The organism is Extensimonas vulgaris (assembly GCF_003337425.1).
GTDB classification, from domain to species: Bacteria; Pseudomonadota; Gammaproteobacteria; order Burkholderiales; family Burkholderiaceae_C; genus Extensimonas; species Extensimonas vulgaris.
On record NZ_QPJU01000009.1, the window covers coordinates 1 to 16,590 of the forward strand.

Below are 16,590 nucleotides of genomic sequence, written 5' to 3' on the forward strand. Positions count from 1 at the left end.
GGCACTCGTGGAAGAAATGGCCGCAGCGGCCAGCAGCCTCAACGCCCAGGCGGGCGAGCTCGTGAACGCCGTGGCGGTGTTCAAGCTCGAGGCGGGCGCGCAGCAGGCGGTGGCGTCCGCAGCATCTGTGCCGCGTGCTGCCATGCCTGCACCTTCGGTGCCGCGCCCACCGATGCCTGCGCCGCAGGCCAAACGGCCATTGGCGGGTGGCGGGCGTGGGGGCGCAGGCAAGGACACGGCACGCCTGGGTGCGCCAGCCCAGGCGGCCCCGGGAGCGGGCAAGGCGGCAGCCAGGACGACAGGTGCGCCCGCTGCGCCTGCACCCCGCGCGGGCGAGACGGCTGCAGAGGGCGAGTGGGAGTCGTTCTGATCCGGCAGCGTTGCGGAGCTGTAGGGCCGCGCACAAAAGACGGATGGCCGCTCAGCCGCTGTGCTTGAACGGCGAGCGCGCTTGCAGCTCGCCAAGATATTTCTGCACCGCGGCCCCCTCGCGTAGCAAAAAGCGCTCTACCGCGTCGGCAAAGGCCGGGTGCGCGAGCCAGTGCGCGCTGTGGGTGGGCACGGGCAGCAGCGCGCGCGCCATTTTGTGCTCGCCCTGCGCGCCGCCTTCGAAACGCTGCACGCCATGCGCTATGCACCACGCGAGCGGCTGGTAGTAGCAGGCCTCGAAGTGCAGGCAATCGACGCGCTCGAGCGCGCCCCAGTAGCGGCCGTAAGCCACAAATTCATGGTCTTTTTCGCCGTTTGTCAAGGCAGGATCAGCGCTGATAGCTATCAAACTCGATGCAATCGGCCGGCCTGCGCGCTCGGCAACAAAGAGCAGCCAGGCTTCGGGCATTTGTTCCGCTTGGAGGCGAAAAAATGCGCGTGTGAGGTAGGGCGGATTGCCGTGTTCGAGGTAGGTGCGCTCGTAGCAGCGGTAGAAAAAATCCCAGTCCGCCGGGCCGATGTCGCGCCCGCGCAGCCAGCGAAAGCGCACGCCCGCCTCGGCCACGCGGCGGCGCTCCTGGCGGATTTTCTTGCGCTTGTCCTGGCTCAGATGCTGCAAAAAATCATCGAAGTCACGGTAGGGCGTGCCCGCGGGGCTCTGGTTGCGCCAGTGGAACTGCACCGTGTGGCGCTGCAGCAGGCCGAGCTCCTGCCCGGCTTGCAGGTCCTCGTCGGCGGCAAACAACAGGTGCAGTGACGACAGCCCTTGGCGCTCGCACCAATCGCGCACGGCGTGCAGCAGCTGCACGCGCAGCGCCTGGTCGCGCGCGAGCAGGCGCGTGCCGGGCACGGGCGTGAAAGGCACGGCGACGACGGCCTTGGGGTAGTAGGCCAGACCGTGCTGCGCGTAGGCGTTGGCCCAGGCCCAGTCGAACACGTATTCGCCATACGAGTGGCTTTTGACGTACAGCGGGCAGGCGGCGAGCAGTTCCGCGCCGGCCCACAGACCCATGAAGCGCGGCGTCCAGCCGGTGGCGGGCGTGGCGCTGCCGCTCGCGTGCAGCGCGGCCAGGTATTCGTGGCGCATGAACGGCGTGGGGCGGCTCTGGCGCGCGAGCAGCGCGTTCCACACCGCAGCATCGATCTCGAGCGGCGAATCCAGCACGCGGGCGATAATGCGCGCTTCAGCCATGCCCGTACCGATGCTGCGTTTTCGGGAGCATTCCCCGGCGGGCTTTGGCTCCACTTCCACCCGTTGCCCTGGTCATTTTCGGTTCCATGATGCCCTCAATTTGCATAGCGCAACTCAATTTCGTGGTGGGCGACATGCCCGGCAATGCGCAAAAAATCATCGCCGCAGCGCGCACGGCCCACGCCGCCGGCGCGCAGCTGTTGCTCACGCCCGAGCTCGCGATTTGCGGCTATGCGGCCGAAGACTTGTTCCTGCGCCCGGCCTTTCTTGACGCCTGCGATGATGCCGTGAAAACGGTGGCCCGCGAGACCGCAGGGTTGCAGGGTCTGGCCATCGTGCTCGGCCACCCGCAAAAGTGCCGCCCCGACGCGCCGGCCTTCAGCACCTGCCACAACGTCGCGAGCGTGCTGCGCCACGGCCACATCGAGCAGACCTACATCAAGCGCGAGCTGCCGAACTACCAGGTGTTCGACGAGCGGCGCTATTTCGTGCCGGGCAGCGCGCCCTGCGTGGTCGAAGTGGCGGGCCTGCGCGTGGGTCTGTTGATCTGCGAGGACGCCTGGTACCCCACCCCCGCGCGCGAGGCCGCTGCGGCCGGCGCGCAGCTGCTCGCGGTGCTCAATGCCTCGCCCTTCCACCTGGGCAAGAGCGCCGAGCGCGAGCAGATCATGCGCGCGCGCGTGGCCGAAACGGGCCTGCCGCTCGTCTACGCGCACCTCGTGGGTGGGCAGGACGAGGTGGTGTTCGAAGGGCGCTCGTTTGCTTTACAGGCCGACGGCAGCGTGGCCGCGCGCGCCCCCGGTTTCAAGGAAAATCTGCTGTTTATGCAGGTGCAGCAAGCGCAAGCAGCTATCAAAATAGATGCGCCTATAACGCCGCTCGCAAGCCCCGAGGCCGACTTGTGGGATGCGCTGGTGCTGGGTGTGCGCGACTACGTGGGCAAAAACGGCTTTCCCGGAGCGGTGCTGGGCCTTTCGGGCGGCATCGATTCGGCGCTGGTGCTCGCGATCGCCGTCGATGCGCTGGGCGCGGACAAGGTGCGCGCGGTGATGATGCCCTCGCCCTATACGGCCGACATCAGCTGGCTGGACGCACGCGACATGGCCGCGCGCCTGGGTGTGCGCTACGACGAAATCCCCATCGCGGCGCAGTTCGAAGCCTTCAAAGCCGCGCTCGCGCCCCAGTTCGTGGGCCTGCGCGAGGACACGACCGAAGAAAACCTGCAGGCGCGCATCCGCGGCACGCTGCTCATGGCACTGTCGAACAAATTCGGCGCCATCGTGCTCACCACGGGCAACAAGAGCGAACTGGCCACGGGCTACTGCACCCTGTACGGCGACATGGCGGGCGGCTTTGCCGTCATCAAGGACGTGGCCAAGACGCGCGTCTTCGCGCTGGCGCGCTGGCGCAACGCCAACGACCCTTACGGCAGCGGCGCCAGTCCCATTCCCGAGCGCATCATCACGCGCCCGCCGAGCGCCGAGCTGCGCCCCGACCAGAAAGACCAGGACAGCCTGCCGCCCTACGAGGTGCTCGACGCCATCGTCGAGCGCTACATGGAAAACGACGAGTCCATAGAGAGCATCGTCGCCGCGGGCTTCGCGCGGGCCGACGTCGATCTGGTCACGCGCCTGCTCAAGCTCAACGAATACAAGCGCCGCCAGGCCCCCGTGGGCATCCGCGTCACGCGCCGGGCCTTCGGCAAAGACTGGCGCTACCCGATCACCAACCGCTTTCGCGCTTGACCGCTTGGTTGCAGTTGCGCCCAACATCGCCGCCCGCCCATCGACCGATTTGCAAATACCCCAGGGAGTCCACCATGAAAATGATCACCGCCATCATCAAACCCTTCAAGCTCGAAGAAGTCCGCGAGGCGCTGGCCGAATGCGGCGTCACCGGCCTCACCGTGACCGAGGTCAAGGGCTTTGGCCGGCAAAAGGGCCACACCGAGCTCTACCGCGGCGCCGAATACGTGGTGGACTTTTTGCCCAAGGTGAAGATCGAGGTGGCCGTGAAGACGGCGGACGTCGAGCGCTGCATCGAAGCCATCGTCGGCGCGGCGCGCACCGGCAAGATCGGCGACGGCAAGATTTTCATCACCGAAGTCGAGCGCGTGGTGCGCATCCGCACGGGCGAACTCGACGAATCGGCAGTGTGAGGTGAGGGTGGGCGCAGCGATGCTCTAGGAGCCTGTCGGACTTTGGGCGTCGATAGCGAGAATGCGCCCCAGCGAGACCAGATTTTGCCGGATTCGCAGCCCCATAGTGGTGCTATGGGGCAAGAAGCCGGTGAAAAATGGGCCGCTGCGGCGCATTCGCAGCCGACGATTCCAAAGTCCGGCAGGCTCTTAGCTCAGATCACGGCGCGCAGCGCTACGAGCTCCTGCCCGAATCCCGCCGCCTGCACCAACGCAGGCAACAGGGCATCCACGTCAGCGCCCACCTGCAGCAGCCCGAGTTGCCACGCGCCCATGAAGCCCTCAGCCATGCTGTGCCTCAAAAAAGAGAGCAAGCCGTCATAGTATCCGGCCACGTTGAGCAGCCCCACGGGTTTGTCGTGGTAGCCCAGCTGGCGCCAGGTCCAGACTTCGAACAACTCCTCGAAGGTGCCTATGCCGCCGGGCAGCGCGAGAAAGGCGTCGCAGCGCTCGGCCATCAGCGCTTTGCGCTGGTGCATGGTCTGCACTATGTGCAATTCGTCGCAGGCGTGGTTGGCCTGTTCCTTGTCCACCAGCGCCTGCGGGATCACGCCGAGCACACGGCCGCCCGCCTGCCGCGTGGCTTCGGCCACCACGCCCATCAAGCCGTTGCGCCCGCCGCCATACACGAGCTGCCCGCCGTGCGCGCCTATCCATTGGCCCACTGCCGTGGCAGCCTGGGCAAACTCCGGGCGCTCTCCGGCGCGCGAGCCGCAATACACGCAGAGGGAAAATGCCGGCTCAGCCATGGCCAAACCTCTGCCACAGCGCTGCGGCCCAGACGCCCGCGCACAGCAGCAGCGCGAGCAACACCGCGGCGCTGCCCATGTCTTTGGCGCGCTTGGACAGGTGGTTCCATTCGGGGCCGATGCGGTCGATGGCGGTTTCGATGCCGGTGTTGAGCAACTCGATGACCAGCACCGCGATGACCGAGCCGGCCAGCAAGGCCACTTCGACCCAGCTCTCGCCCAGCCAGAACGACAACGGCAGCAGCACGATCGCGGCGCTGGCCTCCTGGCGGAAAGCGGGCTCGCTCCAGCCGGCGCGCAAACCGGCGATGGAATAACCCGCGGCATGCCAGATGCGGCTCAGACCGGTGCGCGCTTTTTGCGGGTTCACCGTAGGATCGGGCTCGGCGGACTGCGCGTTGGAGGGTGTGGACATGCGTGAATTGTGGTGCCGCCATGTGACAGAACCCGGGCCTGTGCGGTAGAGACTTATTTTTGCACCGGTTGCCAGTGCACGAGGCGCGTGCCCGCGAGGGCGTCGTGCCAGAACTGCTGCTGCGGGTGCAAGCGGCTCAGCAGCGCCCACACGGCCACCCAGCCCAGCATGAGCACGGCAATTTCGCCGCCAGACAAGTGAAAGGGCGCGATGGCCACGAGCGGCGGCAAGAACCACAGCCAGCTCAGCACATAGCGCAGCAGTGCGCGCCCTTGGGTCAAGGGCTTGCCCGCACGGTCCACCACGCGGATGTGCCAGGTTTTCATCGCCAGCGTTTGCCCCTCGGACCAGAACCAGGTGAAGTAAATGCCGAACACCACGAACAAAAAGGCCTGCAGCGCGTGGCGGTTGTCGAGTGCATTGCGCGTCTGGCTCAGCGTGCTGAACAGATAACCGGCGAAAAAAGCCACGGCAAACAGCAAGATGCCTTCGTAAAGCCAGCAGGCCATGCGCCGGCCCAGCGCCGGCGCCTGGAGCGCCGCACTGGCCGGGTCGGCCGTCGCGTTGCCTGCGGCAGTAGAGGATGGGAATTTGTCGGTCAAGGTGAGGGCGGGAGTGGCGGAAAATGGATCAGCGTCCGGGCAGCGCCGCGCCGGTGCTTGCGGTGCTGCTGCCTTCCGATGGGGGTTCTGTGGACGGTAGCGGAGGCAAGGGCGTAGGCACCGCCATGGGAACATCGACAGGCGCAGTCTCGACGGGCGCTTGTGCAGGGTTGCCAAAAGGGTCTGTGGCGGCGGCTGGCAGGGGGGCGTCCAGGCGGGGCAGCAGGCCCTTGGGTGGAGAAATCTTGGGCGGGTTGGGGCGATTGGGGCTGGCCTGCAGGGCGGCCGGCACCTGTACCAGTTTGCGCGAAGGTGCGGGGCGCAGGGCGGTGGCGGCGCCTTGCGGTTTGGCAGCCGCGCGGGCGGCGAGCTGGCGCTTTTCTTCTTCGCTGAGGGCTTGGTAGGCTTCCCAGCGCTCCAACTTGTCTTTGGGCGCCAGGCGGCTGGCGCCGGCGTAATTCAACCGCGCCTGGTTGCGCTGCTGGGCGCTCAGGCTGGCCCAGGTCGTCATGCGTGCGTGCAGCCGATCTTGTTCACTTTGTGGCAGCGTGTGAAATGTTTCTGCAAGCGTCAACCAATACTTCTTTTGGGCTTTGCTGAGCGAGGCCCAGCGCTCGGCCAAAGGGTACAGGGCCAGCTTTTGTTGCGTGCTCAGGGTCTCCCAGCCGGGGCCGGAAGCCGGCTCGATGGCTTCTGTGGGGGCAACTGCGCCCAAACTGCGAGGGCTTGGCTTGGATTCCAGTGCCGCTGCAGGAACCAAGGTGCTCGGCGCCCAATGCAAAAACTGCAGTGCTTTCAGCCCGCCCACAGCCAATCCCGCCCACAACAACAAGGCCAGTATGAAGCCTGGCCTGAGGGGGTGAGGGTGGTGGGAGTTGTCGGGCATGCAATCAGGCGCGCGCGGCTGCTGGGCTCAGAACGGGTTCTCAGGGCAACCGCGAGTTTCACCGATTTTCGGTCGAGGTTTTGAGGAACTGGACGAACCCCGGATCGGTGTAGGCCGATGGGGGCAGCTCGTCCGCGAGCAGCGCCGAATCGACTTCGGCGATCTCATGCGTGTTGAGCTCTTCTTGCGTGTCGTTGATCACCACCAGGCCGATCAGCAAGGCCAGGATGGGAACGGCCGACACCAGGGCGTTCCACCAGGCGCCACGTTCGTGACCAGCGCCACGCCCACTGCGGCCGCCATGCCCCCATGCCGCAGTGCCGCCGCTGGCAGCCACGTGCACGGGCGCTGTGGCCGGTGCAAGCCCGCGCACCTGCTCCCGTTTGGGCGCCAGCGCGACTTTGCGTTTGGCCAGCGCCTGCATGCGTGCGGCGCGCAGGCGTTCGGAGATCTCGTAGGGCAGGTCTTGCGTGCCATGTTCCAGGCGCGCAGTGACGCGGCGGGCAAAGCGCTCGGCAGCGGCATCCGCAGACGACACGGAAGAGGAGTGAGAACGGGCGGGGTTCATGGCGTGATTCCTTTGGCTTTGAGCGCCTTGCTGAGTTTTTGCACGGCGCGAAAGCAGTGCTGTTTGACGCTGCTTTCCGAGCAGCCCATGGCGGCTGCCGTTTCTGTTACATCCATTTCTTCCCAGTAACGCATGAGAAAGGCTTCGCGTTGACGTGCGGGCAGGGCGGCGATTTCGTCCTCGATCTCATGCAAGATCTGTGCGCGCCGCACTTCGTCCTCGGCGCTTTCCACGCTTTCTTCATTCGGCGCACCTGCGTAGGCTTCGAGCAAGTCGAAGTCGGCGTCATCGTCGTGCGCCCCCTCGAAGTCGGACAGGTTGGAAAACAGCGCCTTGCGCGTTTTCTGGCGCCGGAACCAGTCGAGGGTGCAGTTCGAGAGGATGCGCTGAAAGAGCATGGGCAGCTCGTTCACGGGCTTGTCACCATAGTGCTCGGCCAACTTGAGCATGCTGTCCTGCACGATGTCCAGCGCCGCTTCTTCGTCCCGCACGTGGTAGAGCGAGCGCTTGAAGGCGCGCTTTTCCACGCTGTGCAGGAAGTCGGAGAGTTCTTGTTCGGTAGCCAAGAGAACGAACGCGGTTCGTGATGGGGTAGATCAGCCGGGTGGAAAAAAGCGCAGAACGCACGCAGCCCAAGCAAAGTCAAGCCTGTAATTATCACATTCCCCGGTCTTTTTTCGCCTCTGGCCCGATTTTTCGCATGTTGCGGTGCGATAATTTGCGCCACCAAGCAACAGGCAAACGGGTCACGGTCCGGCGGGCATCTTTTTCCCGTCCATGTCCTTGGCCTCAAGTCCCAAGCGGGCTTCACGAGAGCGCGTGCAAGGGGCACCCAAGGTTTTTCGTCAGAGAAATTCTCGAAAGGTTCATCATGGAAATGTCCAAGGCTGAAATCACCTCTGCGGCCGCAGCCACCGCACACCCCACCACCACTGCCGGCACGCCCGAATTGATGGGCGCCGAAATCCTCGTCAAGGCTTTGCAGGCCGAAAACGTGCAATACGTCTGGGGCTACCCCGGCGGCGCGGTGCTCTATATCTACGACGCGCTCTACAAACAAGACAGCATCCAGCACATTCTGGTGCGCCACGAGCAGGCGGCCGTGCACGCTGCCGACGGTTACGCGCGCGCCACGGGCGAAGTCGGCGTGGCGCTGGTCACTTCAGGGCCGGGCGTGACGAACGCCGTCACGGGCATCGCCACGGCCTACATGGACAGCATCCCCATGGTGATCATCACGGGCCAGGTGCCGACGGCGGCCATTGGTCTCGACGCCTTCCAGGAGTGCGACACCGTGGGCATCACGCGCCCCATCGTCAAGCACAACTTCCTCGTCAAGGACGCGCGCGACCTCGCGATGACGCTGAAAAAGGCCTTCCATATCGCGCGCACCGGCCGCCCGGGCCCCGTGGTGGTCGATATCCCCAAGGACGTATCGTTCAAGAAGGTGCCCTACAGCGGCTACCCCGACAAAGTCGAGATGCGTTCGTACAACCCCGTGCGCAAGGGACACGGCGGGCAGATCCGCAAGGCGGTGCAGCTGCTGCTCTCGGCCAAGCGCCCCTACATTTACACGGGCGGCGGCGTGCTCATGAGCAACGCCACGCAGGAATTGCGCACGCTGGTCGATCTGCTCGGCTACCCTGTCACGCACACGCTGATGGGCCTGGGTGCCTACCCCGCGACGGATCGCAAATTCCTCGGCATGCTGGGCATGCACGGCACGCTCGAAGCCAACAACGCCATGCAAAACTGCGACGTGCTGCTCGCGGTCGGGGCGCGTTTCGACGACCGCGTGATCGGCAACCCCAAGCACTTCGCACAGAACGAACGCAAGATCATCCACATCGACATCGACCCTTCGAGCATCTCCAAGCGCGTCAAGGTCGATGTGCCCATCGTGGGCGACGTGAAGGACGTGCTGACCGAGCTGATCGCGATGATCCGTGAAAGCATAGCGCGCCCCGACCCTGCCGCGCTCGCCGCCTGGTGGGACACGATCGAGGGCTGGCGCAAGCGTGACTGCCTCAAATACGACCGCCACGCGACCGACGTGATCAAGCCGCAGTACGTGATCGAGACGCTCTGGAACATGACCAAAGATGCCGACGCCTACATCACCTCGGACGTGGGTCAGCACCAGATGTGGGCGGCGCAGTTCTACAAGTTCAACGAGCCGCGCCGCTGGATCAACTCGGGGGGCCTTGGCACCATGGGCGTGGGCATTCCCTACGCCATGGGCATCAAGCTTGCCAAGCCGCAAAGTGAAGTGTTTTGCATCACGGGTGAGGGCTCGGTGCAGATGAACATCCAGGAGCTTTCCACCTGCTTGCAATACAACACGCCGATCAAGATCGTCGCGCTCAACAACCGCTACCTCGGCATGGTGCGCCAGTGGCAAGAAATCGAATACTCGGGCCGCTACAGCCACAGCTACATGGACGCGCTGCCCAACTTCGCCAAACTCGCCGAGGCCTACGGCCATGTGGGGCTTTTGATCGAGCACCCCAAGGACGTCGAGCCCGCGCTGCGCGAAGCGCGCAAGCTCAAGGATCGCACGGTGTTTCTGGACTTCCGCACCGATCCGACGGAAAACGTCTTCCCCATGGTGCAGGCCGGCAAAGGCATCACCGAGATGCTGCTCGGTTCGGAAGACCTCTGAGTTTTGAACAAAATTCGGCTTAGAGGTAGATATAGCAAGCGCTAGTAGCTATCAAAAGAGAAGCTTTCGTGCGGCGTGCGCAGTTTCGGCTGCATGCGCTGTGCCCCTTCAACCCTTGGACGAATCTATTGCCTGCCAAGCCTGGCGCTTACCGGCGCCGGGGGAGGGCAGCGAAAACGGCAGCTTTTTGCGACCTTTCGTGGGCCGTGCTGCCGTCGCAAAATGAGGAAGTACCCATCATGAAACACATCATCGCCGTATTGCTCGAAAACGAAGCTGGAGCGCTCTCGCGCGTGGTCGGACTGTTTTCGGCACGTGGCTACAACATCGAGTCGCTCACCGTCGCTCCCACCGAAGACCCGACGCTCTCGCGCATGACCATCCAGACTTCGGGCTCGGACGAGGTGATCGAGCAGATCACCAAGCACCTCAACCGCCTGATCGAAGTCGTCAAGGTGGTCGATCTGACCGAAGGCGCCTACACCGAGCGCGAGCTCATGATGGTCAAGGTGCGCGCCGTGGGCAAGGAGCGCGAAGAAATGAAGCGCATGGCCGACATCTTCCGCGGCCGCATCATCGACGTCACCGAAAAAAGCTACACCATAGAACTCACGGGCGACCAGGCCAAGATCGATGCCTTCCTGCAGGCCATAGACCGCTCGGCCATCCTCGAAACCGTGCGTACCGGCGCGAGCGGCATAGGCCGCGGCGAGCGCATCCTGCGCGTCTGAGGCGTCTCGCAAGAACCCTTTTTTCCATTTCCATTACTGAAAAATTCAACCCTGGAGCCAACATGAAAGTTTTCTACGACAAAGACTGTGACCTGAGCCTGATCAAAGGCAAGACCGTGGCCATCATCGGCTACGGCAGCCAGGGCCACGCCCATGCGCAAAACCTCAACGACAGCGGCGTGAAGGTCGTGGTCGGCCTGCGCAAGGGCGGCGCGAGCTGGGACAAGGTCGGCAAGGCCGGCCTTACGGTGATGGAAGTCAACGACGCGGTCAAGGCGGCCGACGTGGTCATGGTTCTGCTGCCCGATGAGCAGATCGCCGACGTCTATAAAAACAACATCGAGCCCAACATCAAGCCCGGCGCGTCGCTGGCCTTTGCGCACGGCTTCAACGTGCACTACAACCAGGTCGTGCCGCGCCCTGATCTCGACGTGTGGATGGTCGCGCCCAAGGCCCCTGGTCATACCGTGCGCAGCACCTACGTGCAAGGCGGCGGCGTGCCGCACCTCGTGGCCGTGCACCAGGACCGCTCGGGCAAGGCGCGTGATCTGGCGCTGAGCTACGCCATGGCCAACGGCGGCGGCAAGGCCGGCATCATCGAGACCAACTTCAAGGAAGAAACCGAAACCGACCTGTTCGGCGAGCAGGCCGTGCTCTGCGGCGGCACCGTCGAGCTCATCAAGATGGGCTACGAAACCCTGGTCGAAGCCGGCTACGCGCCCGAGATGGCCTACTTCGAGTGCCTGCACGAGCTCAAGCTGATCGTGGACCTGATCTACGAAGGCGGCATCGCGAACATGAACTACTCGATCTCGAACAACGCCGAATACGGCGAGTACGTGACCGGCCCCAAGGTGATCAACGAAAGCTCGCGCCAGGCCATGCGCGAGGCGCTGAAAAACATCCAGAACGGCGACTACGCCAAGCAGTTCATCCTCGAGGGCCGCACCGGCTACCCGAGCATGACCGCGCGTCGCCGCAACACCGCCGACCACAGCATCGAGGTGGTGGGCGCCAAGCTGCGCGCCATGATGCCCTGGATCGCGAAGAACAAGCTGGTCGATCAAAGCCGCAACTGATTTGCAAAGCTCAGCGCACACAAGGGCCACTTCGGTGGCCTTTGGCGCTTTTGCACGGCTACACTGTGACGAAGCATCGCTGAAGATGCTATTGATACTGTAGCTTTATGCGCTTGTCAGATAAGCGCAAGAGGGCGATTCGATGCAAGAAGATGAAAACTTTTCCCGCGCCGGCGCCGCAGTGCTGCCGCGCCGGCGGCGCAAGGGCATTTACGTGCTGCCCAACCTGTTCACGCTCGCGGCGCTGTTTGGTGGCTTTTATGCCATCGTGATGGCCATGAACGGCCAGTTCGACCTGGCCACCACCGGCATTTTCGCCGCCATGGTGCTCGACAGCCTCGACGGCCGCGTGGCGCGCATGACGCACACGCAAAGTGCCTTCGGCGAGCAGATGGATTCGCTTTCCGACATGGTCAGCTTCGGCGCCGCGCCCGCGCTCATCGCCTACGAGTGGGCGCTGCGCCCGCTCGGGCGCTGGGGCTGGATCGCGGCCTTCGTCTATTGCGCCTGCGCGGCGCTGCGCCTGGCGCGCTTCAACGTCAACGTCGGCGTGGTGGACAAACGCTACTTCCAGGGCCTGCCCTCACCGGCCGCCGCCGCGCTCGTGGCGGGCTTCATCTGGCTGACCAGCGCGATGCTCGTGGCGCACCGCGAGGTGCCGCTTTTTCGGGCGTTGATCTCGGTGTTTGGTGGCGCGCCCATAGAGCGCGGTGACCTGTCGTGGATTTTGTTCGTCGTGACCTTGTTCGCGGGGCTCACCATGGTCACCAACGTTCCTTATTACAGCTTCAAGGACTTCGGCGGGCGGCGCAGCGTGCCTTTCGTGGTGCTGGTGGTGCTGGCGCTGCTCATCGCCATCGTCAGCATAGAGCCTGCGACCATGCTCTTCGTGTTGTTCGTCGGCTACGCGCTGTCGGGTTATGTGATCTACTTCTGGCGCCGCGCCCAGGGGCATCCGGTGAGCATCGTGAGCACCTCGACCGACGAGCCCGACGAGCGCGGGCTGCACGACTGATGCCGCATCCAAGCGCAAGCTTCGGCCAAGCGCTGGCCCACGAGCTGTGCTACATTCCACGCCTATGAGCAAGTTTGCGCTAGCCCTTCTACTGCTACCTCACTACGGGCGGAGGCAGTAGGCGCGCGCGCATACTTTTTCTACCAAGGCCCGTTTGCACACCCGCAGCGGGCCTTTTGTTTTGGGCGCAAAGATTTCGCAACGCAATTTCAACCCATCGTTTTTTGAAACCAGGAGCATTTCATGGCCGACAAACTCATCATTTTCGACACCACTTTGCGCGACGGCGAGCAGTCGCCCGGCGCTTCCATGACGCGCGAGGAAAAGCTGCGCATCGCGCGCCAGCTCGAGCGCCTGAAGGTCGATGTGATCGAGGCGGGCTTCGCGGCGAGCTCCGACGGTGACTTCGAGGCCGTCAAGACGATTGCCCAGGTCATCAAGGATTCCACGGTCTGCTCGCTCTCGCGCGCCAACGACCGCGACATCGCACGCGCGGCCGAGGCGCTCAAGGGCGCGGCACGTGCGCGCATCCACACCTTCATCGCCACCTCACCGCTGCACATGGAAAAGAAGTTGCGCATGACGCCCGAGCAGGTGCTCGAGCAGGCCAGGCAGTCGGTGCGCTTTGCGCGCAATCTGCTCGACGACATCGAGTTCAGCACCGAAGACGGCTCGCGCAGCGACATCGACTTTTTGTGCCGCGTGATCGAAACCGTGATCGCCGAAGGTGCGACCACCATCAACGTGCCCGACACCGTGGGCTATGCCGTGCCCGAGCAGTACGGCCATTTCATCAAGACCTTGCGCGAGCGCGTGCCCAACAGCGACAAGGCGATCTGGTCGGTGCACTGCCACAACGACCTGGGCATGGCGGTGGCGAACTCGCTCGCGGGCGTGCACATCGGCGGCGCGCGCCAGGTCGAGTGCACGATCAACGGCCTGGGCGAGCGCGCGGGCAACTGTTCGCTTGAGGAAGTTGTGATGGCCGTGAAGACGCGGCGCGATTATTTCCAGCTCGACGTGGGCATAGACACGCGCCACATCCTCGCCGCGAGCCGCATGGTGAGCCAGACCACGGGCTTCGTGGTGCAGCCCAACAAGGCCGTGGTCGGGGCGAATGCGTTTGCGCACGCAAGCGGCATCCACCAGGACGGCGTGCTCAAGGCGCGCGACACCTACGAAATCATGCGCGCCGAAGACGTGGGCTGGAGCGCCAACAAAATCGTGCTCGGCAAGCTCTCAGGCCGCAATGCCTTCAAGCAGCGCCTGCAGGAGCTCGGTGTGAGCCTGGACAGCGAGGCCGAGATCAACGCCGCGTTTTTGCGCTTCAAGGAACTGGCCGACCGCAAGAGCGAGATTTTCGACGAGGACATCCTCGCGCTCGTGAGCGAGGAAAACCTCAGCGGCGAGAAGGAAAAGTACGGCTTCGTGTCGCTTTACCAGCAGAGCGAAACCGGCGAGCAGCCGCATGCGCGCATCGTCTTCACGGTCGATGGCGCCGAGGTGACGGGCGAGGCGGACGGCAACGGCCCCGTCGATGCCTCGCTCAAGGCGATCGAGTCCATCGTGCACAGCGGCGCCGAGATGGTGCTGTATTCGGTGAACGCGATCAGCGGATCGACCGAAAGCCAGGGCGAAGTGACGGTGCGGCTGCAAAGCAGCGGGCGCGTGGTCAATGGCGTGGGGGCCGATCCCGACATCATCGTGGCCTCGGCCAAGGCCTATCTGAGCGCGCTGAACAAGTTACAAAGTAAAGCCGAGCGCGTGGCGGCGCAAGGCTGAACCAAGCGGCAAGGCCGCATCTATAATTCATCCCGATTCTGAGAAGGCCACGCAATGCTTTGATTTTGCGTGGCTTTTTCGGGTGATTTGCAAACACCCACATTTTTTACCACCGGGAGCATTTGGATGCACCTTCGTCGCTCAACAGCAGCGCATCGTTTCATCCGCCACTGCACGCGCTTTTTCGGTATCGCCCTGGTCGGTCTGGCGCTGTCGGCGCCCGCAGTGCAGGCGGCTGCGCCGGCGCCGCACAAAAAAACCGCCACGGTGAAGAAAAAGCACACCGCCAGCGCAACCCCCGCCAAAAGCAAACGCCCGGCTGCGGCGCAAGAGACTGCACCAAAAACCAAGGCAAAGACCGCCCGCCAGCCCGCCAGCAAGACCACCGCCGCGACGCGCGTGCATCGCACGCTCGCAGCGCGCGCCGTGAAGGCGCCTGTGCGTGCGCTTGCCGACGTGCCCGAGCGCAAGTCATTCGGTCAGGCTGCCGGGCTGCATGCGGTGAACGATCCCTTGGATCTCAAATCCAGCGTCGCGCTCGTGCTGGACCAGGACACGCATGAAGTCTTGCTGAGCAAAAACGACCATGCCGTGCTGCCCATCGCCTCGCTGACCAAGCTCATGACAGGGCTGCTGGTCGTGCAGGCGCGCTTGCCGCTCGACGAGCCCATCACGATCACGCAGGACGACGTGGACACCGAAAAAGGCAGCCACTCGCGCTTGGCCGTGGGCACCACGCTCTCGCGCGGTGAAATGCTGCACCTTGCGCTGATGTCCAGCGAAAACCGTGCCGCGCACGCACTGGGGCGCACCTATCCCGGCGGGCTCGATGCCTTTGTGGCGTTGATGAACGCCAAGGCGCGCCAGCTGGGCATGACGAGCACGCGCTACGTCGAACCCACCGGCTTGTCGAGCAGCAATCAATCCAGTGCGCGCGATCTGGCGGTGCTCGTGAACACCGCGTATGCCGAGCCTCTGATGCGCGAACTCACCACGTCCCCTGGATATGAGGTGGCGGTGGGGAACCGAACCCTGCAATACAACAACACCAACCGCCTGGTCAAAAACCCCGATTGGGACATAGGGCTGCAAAAGACGGGCTATATCTCCGAAGCCGGGCGCTGCCTGGTGATGCAGACCAAAATCGCCGGGCGGCGGCTCATCATGGTGTTCCTCGACTCGGCGGGCAAGCTCAGCCGCATCGCCGATGCACAGCGCGTACGGCATTGGGTCGAGTCTGCTTCCGCTGCCACGGGCAACCCGGCATTGGGGGCGAAACTGCAGTCTGATCGCTCCAATAAAAATAGTTGAAACCGCTTTGCTGATAAGGCTTAACGCCTTATTTTGCGTGTATTTTTCGGCCTTGGCCTTGGCCTTGGCCTTGACCTGGTGCGGCGCCTGGCGCGGTCACGGCTCGCTGCGGGGCTGATGGCCCAGCGCCAGCGAAATTTCTTGCGCTGCGGCCTGGAGCTTGGCCCCCCAGCCTTCGTCGAGTCGGTCGGCGGGCGCGGAGATCGACAGCCCGGCGACGAGTTGCCCCTGGTCATCGAAAACACCCGCGGCCATGCAGCGCACGCCAAGCTCCAACTCTTCGTTGTCGCGCGCAATGCCGTACTGGCGTACTTTGGCCAGTTCGCGTTCGAGTACGGGCAATTGGGTGATGCTGTTGCGCGTGTGCCCTGCAAGGCCCGTGCGTGTGGCGTAGGCGCGCACGCGCTGTGCATCGTCGAATGCCAGAAAAAGCTTGCCCGTCGATGTCAGGTGCAGCGGCGCCCGGCCGCCGATGGCGCGCACCACCTGCATGCCTGAGCGTTCGCTGTAGGTGCGCTCGATATAGACGATTTCATCGCCCTGGCGCACGCTGAGGTTCACGGGCTGCTGGATCAGCTTGTGCAGCTTGCGCATGGGGGCGAGCGCGGCTTCGCGCACGTTGAGCCGACCCTTGACGAGATTGCCCAACTCCAGCAGGCGCATGCCCAGGCGGTAGCTGCCAACTTCGGGCCGGTCGACGAAGCGGCCCAGCGTGAGGTCGTTCAAGATGCGGTGCGTGGTCGAAGGATGCAGGCCGGTTTTTTCGCTGAGTTCCTTGAGCGAGATCGGCTCGGCGCGGGAGGCCAGGACATCGATCAGCGTAAACATGCGCTCCAACACCTGGATGCTGGGCGTGGTGGCTTGGGGTTTTTTCTTCATGAAGAAATACACAGGAGAAGATGGTTGCGTGTATCTTATCTTGTGAAATCCACTCCCATGCAGCGAAAGAAAATCGCCCTGCACGGGCCGACA

General features: G+C 64.0%; 16 protein-coding genes and 1 pseudogene. 9 read left to right on the forward strand and 8 right to left on the reverse strand.

What is annotated here, in order from left to right; translation table 11 throughout:
* Positions 1-370, forward strand: a pseudogene (locus DFR45_RS11720) (methyl-accepting chemotaxis protein); the annotation flags it as partial.
* Between the two features lie 51 nt (positions 371-421).
* On the opposite strand, the gene DFR45_RS11725 reads toward DFR45_RS11720, so the two are convergent.
* Positions 422-1,621, reverse strand: coding sequence for a GNAT family N-acetyltransferase (locus tag DFR45_RS11725; protein WP_114483931.1), 1,200 nt, complete (start codon positions 1,619-1,621; stop codon positions 422-424).
* Between the two features lie 86 nt (positions 1,622-1,707).
* On the opposite strand from DFR45_RS11725, the gene DFR45_RS11730 reads away from it, so the two are divergent.
* Positions 1,708-3,366, forward strand: a complete 1,659-nt coding sequence (locus DFR45_RS11730) for an NAD+ synthase (protein ID WP_241659441.1) — start codon at positions 1,708-1,710, stop codon at positions 3,364-3,366.
* Between the two features lie 74 nt (positions 3,367-3,440).
* Positions 3,441-3,779, forward strand: a complete 339-nt coding sequence (locus tag DFR45_RS11735; RefSeq protein WP_114483932.1) for a P-II family nitrogen regulator — start codon at positions 3,441-3,443, stop codon at positions 3,777-3,779.
* A 194-nt stretch (positions 3,780-3,973) separates the two neighbouring features.
* On the opposite strand, the gene DFR45_RS11740 is transcribed toward DFR45_RS11735, so the two are convergent.
* From DFR45_RS11740 to DFR45_RS11765, 6 genes are read right to left on the reverse strand one after another with little or no spacing between them, the layout of a single operon-like run.
* Entirely contained in the window at positions 3,974-4,567 is a 594-nt protein-coding gene (locus DFR45_RS11740) for an LOG family protein (protein WP_114483933.1), read from the reverse strand.
* Positions 4,560-4,982: a diacylglycerol kinase gene (locus tag DFR45_RS11745; RefSeq protein WP_114483934.1), complete on the reverse strand. Its 423-nt coding sequence runs from the start codon at positions 4,980-4,982 to the stop codon at positions 4,560-4,562. Before DFR45_RS11745 ends, DFR45_RS11740 begins: the two co-directional genes overlap by 8 nt.
* 53 nt (positions 4,983-5,035) lie before the next feature.
* Positions 5,036-5,584 (reverse strand): RDD family protein, encoded by a 549-nt coding sequence (locus DFR45_RS11750; RefSeq protein WP_114483935.1) that lies wholly within the window; start codon positions 5,582-5,584, stop codon positions 5,036-5,038.
* 28 nt (positions 5,585-5,612) lie between these two features.
* Positions 5,613-6,470: a DUF3106 domain-containing protein gene (locus DFR45_RS11755; RefSeq protein WP_114483936.1), complete on the reverse strand. Its 858-nt coding sequence runs from the start codon at positions 6,468-6,470 to the stop codon at positions 5,613-5,615.
* A 58-nt stretch (positions 6,471-6,528) separates the two neighbouring features.
* Positions 6,529-7,038 (reverse strand): DUF3619 family protein, encoded by a 510-nt coding sequence (locus DFR45_RS11760; protein WP_114483937.1) that lies wholly within the window; start codon positions 7,036-7,038, stop codon positions 6,529-6,531.
* A complete protein-coding gene (locus DFR45_RS11765) occupies positions 7,035-7,604 on the reverse strand; it encodes an RNA polymerase sigma factor (RefSeq protein WP_114483938.1) in 570 nt (189 codons plus the stop codon). The genes DFR45_RS11760 and DFR45_RS11765 overlap by 4 nt, the downstream gene beginning before the upstream one ends.
* A gap of 305 nt (positions 7,605-7,909) precedes the next feature.
* Here DFR45_RS11765 and DFR45_RS11770 point away from each other — a divergent pair, with 305 nt between their 5' ends.
* The 6 genes from DFR45_RS11770 (at position 7,910) to pbpG (ending at position 15,618) form a co-directional block, all read left to right on the forward strand.
* Positions 7,910-9,700 carry an acetolactate synthase 3 catalytic subunit gene (locus DFR45_RS11770; RefSeq protein WP_114483939.1) on the forward strand — a complete coding sequence of 597 codons (1,791 nt, stop codon included), beginning with the start codon at positions 7,910-7,912 and terminating at the stop codon, positions 9,698-9,700.
* Between the two features lie 239 nt (positions 9,701-9,939).
* Positions 9,940-10,431, forward strand: coding sequence for an acetolactate synthase small subunit (gene ilvN / locus DFR45_RS11775; protein ID WP_114484025.1), 492 nt, complete (start codon positions 9,940-9,942; stop codon positions 10,429-10,431).
* Between the two features lie 62 nt (positions 10,432-10,493).
* A complete protein-coding gene (ilvC, locus tag DFR45_RS11780) occupies positions 10,494-11,510 on the forward strand; it encodes a ketol-acid reductoisomerase (RefSeq protein WP_114483940.1) in 1,017 nt (338 codons plus the stop codon).
* 142 nt (positions 11,511-11,652) lie between these two features.
* Positions 11,653-12,525: a CDP-diacylglycerol--serine O-phosphatidyltransferase gene (gene pssA / locus DFR45_RS11785; RefSeq protein WP_114483941.1), complete on the forward strand. Its 873-nt coding sequence runs from the start codon at positions 11,653-11,655 to the stop codon at positions 12,523-12,525.
* Positions 12,526-12,768: 243 nt separating this feature from the next.
* Entirely contained in the window at positions 12,769-14,307 is a 1,539-nt protein-coding gene (locus DFR45_RS11790; RefSeq protein WP_114483942.1) for a 2-isopropylmalate synthase, read from the forward strand.
* Positions 14,308-14,433: 126 nt separating this feature from the next.
* Complete coding sequence (gene pbpG / locus DFR45_RS11795) at positions 14,434-15,618, forward strand: D-alanyl-D-alanine endopeptidase (RefSeq protein ID WP_114483943.1); 1,185 nt, start codon at positions 14,434-14,436, stop codon at positions 15,616-15,618.
* Positions 15,619-15,714: 96 nt separating this feature from the next.
* On the opposite strand, the gene DFR45_RS11800 is transcribed toward pbpG, so the two are convergent.
* Positions 15,715-16,497 carry an IclR family transcriptional regulator gene (locus DFR45_RS11800; RefSeq protein WP_114483944.1) on the reverse strand — a complete coding sequence of 261 codons (783 nt, stop codon included), beginning with the start codon at positions 16,495-16,497 and terminating at the stop codon, positions 15,715-15,717.
* Positions 16,498-16,590 lie beyond the last annotated feature (93 nt).

Bases quoted from the DNA above. Each gene is read 5' to 3' on its own strand.
- DFR45_RS11725 (WP_114483931.1), bottom strand. From the start codon at position 1,621: ATGGCTGAAGCGCGCATTATCGCCCGCGTGCTGGATTCGCCGCTCGAG.
- DFR45_RS11730 (WP_241659441.1), top strand. From the start codon at position 1,708: ATGATGCCCTCAATTTGCATAGCGCAACTCAATTTCGTGGTGGGCGAC.
- DFR45_RS11735 (WP_114483932.1), top strand. From the start codon at position 3,441: ATGAAAATGATCACCGCCATCATCAAACCCTTCAAGCTCGAAGAAGTC.
- DFR45_RS11740 (WP_114483933.1), bottom strand. From the start codon at position 4,567: ATGGCTGAGCCGGCATTTTCCCTCTGCGTGTATTGCGGCTCGCGCGCC.
- DFR45_RS11745 (WP_114483934.1), bottom strand. From the start codon at position 4,982: ATGTCCACACCCTCCAACGCGCAGTCCGCCGAGCCCGATCCTACGGTG.
- DFR45_RS11755 (WP_114483936.1), bottom strand. From the start codon at position 6,470: ATGCCCGACAACTCCCACCACCCTCACCCCCTCAGGCCAGGCTTCATA.
- DFR45_RS11760 (WP_114483937.1), bottom strand. From the start codon at position 7,038: ATGAACCCCGCCCGTTCTCACTCCTCTTCCGTGTCGTCTGCGGATGCC.
- DFR45_RS11770 (WP_114483939.1), top strand. From the start codon at position 7,910: ATGGAAATGTCCAAGGCTGAAATCACCTCTGCGGCCGCAGCCACCGCA.
- ilvN (WP_114484025.1), top strand. From the start codon at position 9,940: ATGAAACACATCATCGCCGTATTGCTCGAAAACGAAGCTGGAGCGCTC.
- ilvC (WP_114483940.1), top strand. From the start codon at position 10,494: ATGAAAGTTTTCTACGACAAAGACTGTGACCTGAGCCTGATCAAAGGC.
- pssA (WP_114483941.1), top strand. From the start codon at position 11,653: ATGCAAGAAGATGAAAACTTTTCCCGCGCCGGCGCCGCAGTGCTGCCG.
- DFR45_RS11790 (WP_114483942.1), top strand. From the start codon at position 12,769: ATGGCCGACAAACTCATCATTTTCGACACCACTTTGCGCGACGGCGAG.
- pbpG (WP_114483943.1), top strand. From the start codon at position 14,434: ATGCACCTTCGTCGCTCAACAGCAGCGCATCGTTTCATCCGCCACTGC.
- DFR45_RS11800 (WP_114483944.1), bottom strand. From the start codon at position 16,497: ATGAAGAAAAAACCCCAAGCCACCACGCCCAGCATCCAGGTGTTGGAG.